9 protein-coding genes are annotated in these 9013 nt (G+C 72.8%); 5 read left to right on the top strand and 4 right to left on the bottom strand.

Translation table 11 applies throughout. The annotated features are described in order from the left end of the window. Positions 1-27 precede the first annotated feature (27 nt). Together WN71_RS38775 and WN71_RS38770 are read left to right on the top strand one after the other, a co-directional pair. Positions 28-1386 (top strand): phosphoinositide-specific phospholipase C-related protein, encoded by a 1359-nt coding sequence (locus tag WN71_RS38775; RefSeq protein ID WP_476756017.1) that lies wholly within the window; start codon positions 28-30, stop codon positions 1384-1386. A 238-nt stretch (positions 1387-1624) separates the two neighbouring features. Further along, positions 1625-2521, top strand: a complete 897-nt coding sequence (locus WN71_RS38770; RefSeq protein WP_046589981.1) for an SCO6745 family protein — start codon at positions 1625-1627, stop codon at positions 2519-2521. Between the two features lie 43 nt (positions 2522-2564). On the opposite strand, the gene WN71_RS38765 is transcribed toward WN71_RS38770, so the two are convergent. Beyond that, entirely contained in the window at positions 2565-3374 is an 810-nt protein-coding gene (locus WN71_RS38765; RefSeq protein WP_046590022.1) for a GntR family transcriptional regulator, read from the bottom strand. A gap of 303 nt (positions 3375-3677) precedes the next feature. On the opposite strand from WN71_RS38765, the gene WN71_RS38760 reads away from it, so the two are divergent. Beyond that, on the top strand, positions 3678-5120 hold the full coding sequence (locus tag WN71_RS38760; protein WP_046589982.1) for a cellulose binding domain-containing protein: 1443 nt from the start codon (positions 3678-3680) through the stop codon (positions 5118-5120). 13 nt (positions 5121-5133) lie between these two features. Here WN71_RS38760 and WN71_RS38755 read toward each other — a convergent pair whose 3' ends face one another. Further along, the gene (locus tag WN71_RS38755; RefSeq protein ID WP_046589983.1) at positions 5134-6057 is read right to left on the bottom strand and encodes a ketopantoate reductase family protein; all 924 of its coding nucleotides are present in this window, start codon (positions 6055-6057) and stop codon (positions 5134-5136) included. A gap of 244 nt (positions 6058-6301) precedes the next feature. On the opposite strand from WN71_RS38755, the gene WN71_RS43130 reads away from it, so the two are divergent. Beyond that, positions 6302-6547 (top strand): DUF3761 domain-containing protein, encoded by a 246-nt coding sequence (locus WN71_RS43130; RefSeq protein WP_240529917.1) that lies wholly within the window; start codon positions 6302-6304, stop codon positions 6545-6547. 31 nt (positions 6548-6578) lie between these two features. On the opposite strand, the gene WN71_RS38745 is transcribed toward WN71_RS43130, so the two are convergent. After that, positions 6579-7166, bottom strand: a complete 588-nt coding sequence (locus WN71_RS38745) for a hypothetical protein (RefSeq protein WP_046589984.1) — start codon at positions 7164-7166, stop codon at positions 6579-6581. A gap of 258 nt (positions 7167-7424) precedes the next feature. Here WN71_RS38745 and WN71_RS38740 point away from each other — a divergent pair, with 258 nt between their 5' ends. Beyond that, positions 7425-8342 (top strand): GNAT family N-acetyltransferase, encoded by a 918-nt coding sequence (locus tag WN71_RS38740; protein WP_046589985.1) that lies wholly within the window; start codon positions 7425-7427, stop codon positions 8340-8342. 17 nt (positions 8343-8359) lie between these two features. Here the strand turns inward: WN71_RS38740 and WN71_RS38735 are convergent, their stop codons facing one another. Beyond that, positions 8360-8998 (bottom strand): DUF5825 family protein, encoded by a 639-nt coding sequence (locus WN71_RS38735; RefSeq protein ID WP_071369954.1) that lies wholly within the window; start codon positions 8996-8998, stop codon positions 8360-8362. Between the last annotated feature and the right edge of the window lie 15 nt (positions 8999-9013).

Raw genomic sequence — 9013 nt, 5'->3', positions numbered from 1 at the left:
CCCCCGCCCCTCCCGAAGGGAACCACCGTGCCCCTGCCGTCCCCGCGTGTGCTGAGCACCGCCGCCGTCCTCGCAATGACCCTGCCCCTGTTCTGCTCCGGCGCGGCCTCGGCGGCGGTGCCCACCTCCTCGGTCTACCTCCAGAACTACCGCACCGGGCTCGACGCGGCGGACAGCGGCGGCACGGTGGCCGCGCACAACCCCAAGGGCAACGAGGACCACCAGCAGTGGACCCCGGTCGCGGTCAGCGGCGGCTACCAGCTGCGCAACGCCGACGAGTCGAACAGCTGCCTGGGACGCAACGGCAGTTCGGCGGTGACGGCGTCCTGCGGCGCCGACGGCACCACCTGGTCGATCGCCGAGGCCGGGGACAGCACCTACAGCGTCTCCGTCCCCGGCACCTCCCAGTACCTCACCGGCGCCACCGACTCCGGCTCCGTGCAACTGGGTTCGTACGGCGATCTCGCGCGCTGGTACCTGACCCCGGTGTCGTACGCGACCACCGGCATGCCCTCGGCCGACACCCGCACGCTCGACCAGGTCACCTTCCTCACCGCGCACAACGCCTTCGCCAACGGCGCCGACGGCAACTTCGCGTCGTTCCCGGTCAGCCTCTTCCCCAACCAGGACCGCGGGATCAGCAGCCAACTGGCCGACGGCGTGCGCGGTTTCATGCTCGACGACTACACCGTCTCGAACCAGGCCGTGCTCTGCCACAACAGCTGCGACGGCGTGAGCAGCCCGGTCCCGCTCGCCACCGACCTCCAGCGCATCGTCGACTTCCTCAAGGCCCACCCCGGCCAGTTCGCGACCGTCTTCCTCGAGGACTACGCCTCCTCGGACGTGCTCAAGTCCTCGCTGGCGTCGGTGAGCGGGCTCAACGACGTGCTGTACCGGCCCGACCAGGAGGGCGTCGCGGCCAAGGGCTGGCCCACGATGGCCGATCTGTCCGCCCGCGGCAAGCAGTTGCTGATCTTCAGCGACCGGACCCGGGCGAGCGACACCGCGAGCGGCTGGGCGACCCGGGACACGTTCGGCGTGATGTACCAGCGGGAGTGGACGGTCGAGAACTACTGGTCGATGGGCGCCGGGCTCGGCGACTCCGACTGGTCCTGCTACAGCCGCTGGGGCACCGACCGGCCACTGACCACCGACTCCGCGGCCTTCCACCCGCTGTTCGTGATGAACCAGTTCCGCGACTACCCGATCGGCTCGACGATCGCCACCGACAACGGCAAACTCCTCAACCGCGCGCAGAACTTCTGCACCCCCGCGGCCCGCAAGAAGCCCAACTACCTGGCGGTGGACCGCTACGAGACGGGCTCCCCCACCCCCCTGACCACGGTCGGCACCCTCAACACCTACATCCTCGCCCCCGGCCAGTAGCCCGCCGCCCCGGTCCTACCCGCCGCACCCGCCGCACCCGCCATCCCCACCGGCCGCTTCGGCCCGCCCACGCCGGTCACCCCCGGCGCGGGCCGGGCGGCCGGTGCCGAAGCCCTCCGGCCGCCACCCGCCGCCGACTTGTTATGACAGCCGTCATGACCCATGCTCGCCCTGACGGCCGTCCCGGCACGGTCGTCGACGGTGGCGGACCGGACCGACAAGACCGGAGGAACCCGGCGTGGGCGACAATCTCGCGCGCAGGATGTGGCAGCTGTACGAACCCGTGCACGACCTCGTCTACTTCGCGCCGGAGGCCCGGCGCAGCGCCGACGAACTCGGCCTGCGGGGTTGGTGGATGGGGTACTTCGCGTTCCGCGCGGCCCCGCTCGGGCCGGTGCCCGCGTCCGCCGTCACCGCCTGCTTCTACGTCTTCCACCCGGACCGGGTGGCCAGGGCCGTACCGGACGCCTGGGCGTACGCCGCGCCCGGCGACGTGCTGCTCGCCCGGCAGCGCGCGATGGACGCGGCCATGACGCGGGTCCTGGGCGCCGGCGCCGTCGCAGCGCCCGAGATGGCGGAGGCCGCCGACCTGGCCTGGGAGGCGGCATGCGCCGCGGACACCGCGGGCCGGATGCTGGGGGCCGCCAACCAGTCCCTCGACCGGCCCGAACAGCCGCACGTCCGGCTCTGGCAGGCCCTGACCACCCTGCGCGAGCACCGCGGCGACGGGCATGTCGCCGCCCTGGTGAGCGAGGGCGTCGCACCGGTCGCGGCCATGGTCCTGAAGTCGGCCTCCGGCGAATCGGACGAGGACCTGCTGCGCGAGGGCCGCAAATGGGACCTCGGCTCGTGGCAGGAGGCCCAGGCGGATCTGCGCGAGCGCGGCTGGCTCGACGGGGAGGGCCGCCTCACCACCACCGGCGCGGCCGCCCGCGCCGCGGTCGAGGCGCGCACGGACGCGGCGGCGCAGCGCCCCTGGATCACCCTGGGCGCCGCCGCCACGGCCCGCCTGGCCACGCTCCTCGAACCCCTGGCGACCGCGGTCCTCGACGCGCAACACCTCCCCCGGGGCAACCCGGTCGGCCTCACGGGCACCCTGTGGGAGGAGTACGCCCGCCAACACCCGACCGCCTGACAACCACACCCGCCCACCCGACGATCCCACCCGACCCGGACGGTCAGCTCGGCCGCAGTTCGTGGCGCACGGTCTCGGACGGCGGTCCCGGGGCGTGGTCCGCGGGCGGGGTCGGCTCGTGGGTGGCGGTCGGGCCCAGGGACAGGCGCGAGACGAGGCGGTAGCGGTCGCCCCGGTACACGGAGTGGACGTACTCGACGGGCCGCCCGCCCGTGTCGGTGGTGAGGCGTTCGAAGAGCAGCGCGGGCGACAGGTGCGGCACGGCGAGCAGCCGGGCCTCGGCCTGGCTGACGACGGTGGGTTCGATCGTCTGGGCGGCCTCCGCGACCCGCACCCCGTGCCGGTCGCGGAGGTGTTCGTAGAGGTCTCCGGCCTCCAGTTCCGCCGCCGTGAGGGCCGGCACCCGGGCGGCGGGCAGGTGCAGGTGCTCGATGGCCATGGGGGCGCCGTCGACGAGCCGCAGCCGGGCCGCGTAGACGACCTCGGCGGCGGGTGACAGGCGCAGCTTGCGGCCCACCCGGGCGCCGGCCGCGACGGTGGTGAACTCCAGCAGCCGGCTGGACCAGGTGCCGGACGCCTGGGGCAGGACGGCCGCGTGGTGATCGGAGACGAGCTCCTGGGTGATCTTCTCGGGCGCGACGAACATGCCCCGGCCGTGCTCCCGCACCAGCAGCCCCGCCGCGACGAGTTCACCGGCCGCCGCCCGCAGCGTCGGCCGGGACACGTGCAGCGCGGCGCACAGGGCGCGTTCGGAGGGGATGGCGTCACCCGGCCGCAGGTCTTCGATCAGTTCGAGGAGGTGGTCCCTGACGCGCTCGCGCTTCAGGACGGCCCCCGGCTCGTCAGCCCTCATGTCGTCCGCCGCCCCCGCCCGCCGTGTCTCGTACGTCGCCGTCGGCACCCTCGGCCCTTACCAGCCGCTTCCCACTGGTCAGGTGGAGTGTAGGCGGGAAGGCCGCTCCGCGGGGAGACGCGCGCCGTTGCCAGGCGTCAAGTCGCTTTGTTGCGGCCGGGGTTGACGACGGTATTGGTCTATGCCACCTTCGACGACCAGTAAGAGGTGACCTGACCAGTCACCCAACTGGTCAGATCCACAGGCGTCAAGCCGCTCCCGTACGGAACACGCAGCAGTTCGGCCCGTCCGGAAGGATCCCCCATGAGAAGCAGAACTGCCCGCGGCCGGCGGCGTATCGCGCTCGCCTCCGCCACCGCAATGACCGCCGCGGCCGCCTCGCTCGCCGCCCTGTCCGGCACCGCGGGCGCCGCGAGCTCCCCGGTCACCGTGCAGTACCGCACGAGCGCCACCGGCGCGACGGCGGACCAGTCCGAGCCCTGGTTCAAGGTCGAGAACACCGGCAGCACCACCCTCCAGCTCTCGAACGTCACCGTGCGCTACTACTTCAAGGCCGACTCCGCCGGCATGACGTACCGCTTCGCCTGCTCCTGGGCGGTGAAGGGCTGCGCCAACGTCACCGGCACCTTCGGCACCCTGGCCCACCCCACCGCGACCGCCGACCGCTATCTCGACATCGGCTTCACCGCGGGCGCGGGCAGCCTGGCTCCCGGCGCCGACACCGGTGACCTGCAACTGCGCTTCTACCGCGCGGACTGGCAGACCCTGACGCAGAGCGACGACTACTCCTTCGGCGCCGCGCAGACGGCGTACGCGGACTGGCCCAAGGTCACCGCCCGGTTGTCCGGCAGCACGGTGTGGGGCACGGCCCCCGAGGGCAACGACCCGACCGACCCGCCCACCGACCCGACGGATCCGCCCACCGATCCCCCGACCGGCGGCCAGACCCTGTTCGACGACTTCGACTACACGAGTTCCGCCGATCCCAGGATCTCGGCGAACGGCTGGAGCGTACGGTCCGCCTCCGGCGGTCCTGGTGTCTCCGGCGCCACCTGGGCACCGGAGAACGTGACGTTCACCGCGACCGGTGGCAACTCCGTGATGAACCTGCGCACTTCGACCGCCGGGACGGCCGAGAGCACCAAGCAGACCGAAGTCCTCACCAAGGCGACGAAGTTCAAGAACGGCACCTACGCCGCCCGGGTCAGGTTCGCCGACGCGCCGGTGTCCGGGCCCGACGGCGACCACCTCGTGCAGACCTTCTTCACCATCAACGACCTCACGGCGCCCATGGCCGACGACTACTCGGAGTACGACTTCGAGTACCTGCCGAACGGCGGCTGGGGCGAGACCTCCGACATCCTCTACACGACGTCCTGGGAGACCTACGACCCCGATCCCTGGCAGGCCGTCAACCAGCACACCGAGTCCCGGCAGAGCTACGACGGCTGGCACGACCTGCTGCTGACCATCGACGACAGCACCATCAAGTACTACATCGACGGCCAGTTGTTCGGCACCCATGACGCGGCCTACCTGCCCGAGCGGCCCATGTCGATCAACTTCAACCAGTGGCTGATCGACCTGGCGGGCCAGAGCAGCACCACGGCCCGCGCCTACGACGAACAGGTCGACTACGTCCTGCACGTGAAGGACCAGGTCCTCACCCCGGCCCAGGTGTCCGCGAAGGTCGGCGCCTACCGCACGGCGGGCACCGCCTTCGAGGACACCGTCCCGGCGGGCTAGATCCTGTCCGGACCTAGTGACCCGCCGCGCGCAACTCCCGCACCAGGCGGCTCGTCACCGGCGCGGACACCCCGTGCCGGTCGGCCGCCCGCAGCAACGCGCCGCCGATGGCGTCGAGTTCCAGCGGCCGGCCGGCCTCCGCGTCGCGCTGCATCGAGGACCTGGCCTCGGCCGGGAAGGCGTCGTAGCGCGCGAGGGTCGTGGCGGCGTCCACCCGGGCGCCGTCGGCCCGGCCGATCGCGGTGGTCTCGGCGACCAGGCTCCTCAGCTCCTCCTGGTGGCGGACGCGGACCTCGCCGAGCGGAGCCTCGTACCGGGTGGTGAGGAGGGCGAAGGGCGCGAGGAAGGCCAGTTTCGCCCACAGGGCCGTGGTCTCGTCCTCGATCACCCGGGTGACGGCTCCGGCGGCGGACAGTCCGGCCGCCAGGGTGTCGACCCGCGGGCGTGACGCCGTACCGGGGGCGAGGTCGATCTCCACGAACGGGCTGCCGTGCTCGATGACGACGGGCCCGGTGGCTCCGGGTTCGAGGCGGGTGGACTCGACCCGGATGACCCCGGCGGCCACCCGGCCGGCCCCGTAGCGGGCGCGGAGGGCCGCCGGGTGTTCGATGCCGTTCAGCAGCGGCACGACGAGGGCGTCCCCGAGCGCGGCCGACGGGACCCGGGTGAGCGCGGCGTCCAACGAGGTCTGCTTGACGGTGATCAGGCACGCGTCGACCGGCTCCCGCAGCTCGGTGTCGGCTTCCACCCGTGCGGTGAAGTCGCCGAACCGGCGGCTGCGGACCTCGATCCCGCGGTCGCGCAGGATGTCCGCCGTCCCCTTACGGGCCAGGCAGACGACGCGGTGCCCGTCGCGGGCCAGCAACGCGGCCAGCAGCCCGCCGATGCCTCCCGGACCCAGTACGGCCACGGTGGATCTGCTCGTATCGAGCGTCATGAAGTTGTCCTCTCGCAGGTCGGCCCCGGTGATCGGTGGCCGCCGTCAGGACGATCCTGGCAGACGCGCCCGTCCGGGGGCGAGCGGTCCGCGCGCCTTCCGGTCGGCCGTCCGGCCGGGCAGGACCACCCAAAGAGGAGCAAAGACGCGTCAAGGGCGCCGCGAATCCGCTATAAAATCTTCGCAGCACGTTCACATTTCCCGAGGGGGGAAACCTTTGCTCGCCCGTATCGCCGCATCGGCCGTGGCACTTGCCGCCGCCGGAGTCTTCCTGAGTGCGCCCACCGCGTCCGCGTCGACTGCGCTGCCGGCCACCAACTCCGCCCACCACTGCGTCCACCACACCACGGGGCTGTGCGGATGGACGCATCACCAGAAGCCCAAGGACAAGTACGAGACCGCGAAGTGCAAGGACGCCACCGTGTCCTACTCCGCGCACTCGTCGGGCACCTGCTCCCACCACAGCGGGGTCCGGTACTGGTTCAAGTAGGCGGCTTCAAGTAGGCGGCGAGGACCACGCGTCAGCCGCCGGGCCCGCCGATGTCCGCGAGGACCGCGGCGGCCCGGCGGCGGTGGCCGCGGAAGCGCCGCAGGTACGAGCGGGCCATCGGGCCCGGGGGGACTCCGCGGGCGAAGGCCCGCATGTTGCGTTCGCCCGCGTTGTAGCCGAGGGCGAGGAGTTCGTCGCGGGTGCAGCGGCGCACATGGCGCCGGGGCAGGCTCCGGTCCAGGTCGTGCAGGTGCAGCGCCGCCGCGCGCAGGGCGAAGGCGGGGTCGTCGCGCAGGTCCTGCCACCGGCCGTCCAGGCCGTGCGCGCGCCGGACCTGTTCGAAGGTCGCCCGGTGCATGTTGGCCACGCCGAACGACGCCTCGGGCTTCCACCACTGCCACAGCCGTTCCAGCAGCGGATGATGGGGCTTGTACGCCTCGTTGTGCAGCACGGTCATCAGCAGCAGGGGTGACACCCCGGCCTCCTCGGCGCTGCGTACGACGGCTGCGGCGTAGTCGGCCGGGTCGTAACCGCCGGGCCGCAACGGAGGCGTCCCCGCCTCCGTCCCCTTGCGGTCCACCGCTCCGGACACCTGCTCCGCCGTCGGCCGCTCGGCCATTGCCACGCACCTCTCCCCTGCCGCCCGGACCCGGACGGCCCGGCGTCCACCGGTTCGGGGAGCGGTTGCCCTGCGCCCGGGATCTCAATCCCCGGGCACCGACACGCCCCGGCAGGCAGACCCAGGAGCAGGCCCCGGCGGGCGTGGGATCAAGCCCCGGCAGGCGGAGGAACAGCATCCTGCGCGGTCCGGCCGTATACGACTCCGGCGGCGAAATCCCGTTGCGCGCGTGCCCGCCGGGCCGCACCCTTGGGTCCCATGTCCCTTCTCGTACGGCCCGCCGCACTCGACGACGCGCCGGCCGTCACCGCGCTGCTCAACGAGATCGACCGCATCGAGATCGGGCAGCCGGAGACCGATCTGCACACGGTGCGGGCCGACCTCACCAAGGCCGGGATCGATCTTTCGCGGGACTCCTGGCTGGGCTTCGAGGGCGAACGGCTGGTGGCGTACGGCCTGTTGTGGGACGACTCGGGCGGCGAGCGCATCGACGTCGACCACTACGTGCTGCCCGACCACCAGGCGGCGGGCGCGCGCATCCTCGACGCCCTGCGGGACCGCGCCCGCGAAAAGGCGGGCGCCGGACGGGCCGTGGCGCATCTGCACCTCAACTCCGTGCCCACCCTCGACACCACCCTGTTGAAGGACCGCGGGTGGTCGGTCGTACGGCGCTACCACGTACTCACCCGGACCCTCTCCCCCGCGGGGGACGCCGTACCCGAGCCGTCCGCCGGCGTACGCGTGCGGTCCTGCGAGGACGAGGCGGACCGGCTGCGCGTGCACGCGCTCCACCAGGCGTCCTTCGCCGAGCACTTCGGGTTCCAGCGGCGCACCTACGAGCAGTGGCTGGACGACGTCGACGCCGATCACCTCGACTGGTCGCTGGTGTGGATCGCCGCCGCCGACGGACTCGGGGACACCGGATTCCTGCTGGCCCGGGACGACCGCGAGGCGATGGGCTGGATCCGCAGTCTCGGCGTCCTGCGCGAGGCCCGCGGCCGCGGTGTCGGCGGGCTGCTGCTGCGTCAGGCCTTCGCCGCGTTCACGGCGCGCGGCCGCGACACCGTGGGCCTCGGCGTGGACACCGCCAACCCCACCGGGGCACCGCAGTTGTACGCCCGCAGCGGCATGTCCCTGCACTACGCCGTCGACACCTGGGAGACCGCGCTGCGCTGAGCCGTGCCCCGCCCGGGTCAGATCACCATCGCCTCCTGGAGCCAGCGGGTGACGCGATACGGCAGCCACCACGCGAAGTCGCCCAGCCGCAGCACGAGTTGTTCGTCGGTGAGGTCGGCGAGCGCGTCCGCCGCCACGTCCGTGTGGACGGCGCCGCGGTCGAGGACGGCGATGGCCTCGCGGTAGTGCGGCTCGTCGACGGTGAAGCGGCGCAGGTCGCCCCAGCGGCGGTCCCGGATCTGGACGAAGCCGGGGCCCTGGCGCCAGACGAGTTTGCAGAGGTAGTGGGTGGTGCGCCAGGCGTGGAGCGCGCCTGGGACGTCCTCGGGGCCGTCGAGGCGGGTCGGCGGCTGGAGGTGGGAGAGGCGTTTCCAGGCCTGCTCGGGCGCTCCCGGGGGCAGCCGCAGCCGCCAGTCGACCAGGACGGCGCGCGCCGTGAGGTCGCGGACGAGGGCCAGCCGGTCGATGGCCGCGCGCTGTGCCGCCGGGTCGGTGGCGGTCAGATCGACCGGCGCGTCGAGTTCGGCGCGGCGCACGCCGAGCGTCCAGAGGCGCTCGGCGGTGTCGGCGCCGGGTTCCAGCGGAAGGCGGCCGAGGCTCATGCCGGGCAGGTCGCGGGCGGTGGGGTCGTGGTCGCGCCAGGCGTGAACTGCCAGCGGGGAGGCGGGGGG

The sequence above is a fragment of the Streptomyces mangrovisoli genome, from assembly GCF_000974985.2.
Taxonomy (GTDB): Bacteria; Actinomycetota; Actinomycetes; order Streptomycetales; family Streptomycetaceae; genus Streptomyces; species Streptomyces mangrovisoli.
This window is presented reverse-complemented; position numbering and strand designations above follow the sequence as displayed.

Coding starts and splice junctions, on each gene's coding strand:
- WN71_RS38755 (WP_046589983.1), bottom strand. CDS start 6,057: ATGACGCTCGATACGAGCAGATCCACCGTGGCCGTACTGGGTCCGGGA.
- WN71_RS38765 (WP_046590022.1), bottom strand. CDS start 3,374: ATGAGGGCTGACGAGCCGGGGGCCGTCCTGAAGCGCGAGCGCGTCAGG.
- WN71_RS38745 (WP_046589984.1), bottom strand. CDS start 7,166: ATGGCCGAGCGGCCGACGGCGGAGCAGGTGTCCGGAGCGGTGGACCGC.
- WN71_RS38760 (WP_046589982.1), top strand. CDS start 3,678: ATGAGAAGCAGAACTGCCCGCGGCCGGCGGCGTATCGCGCTCGCCTCC.
- WN71_RS38740 (WP_046589985.1), top strand. CDS start 7,425: ATGTCCCTTCTCGTACGGCCCGCCGCACTCGACGACGCGCCGGCCGTC.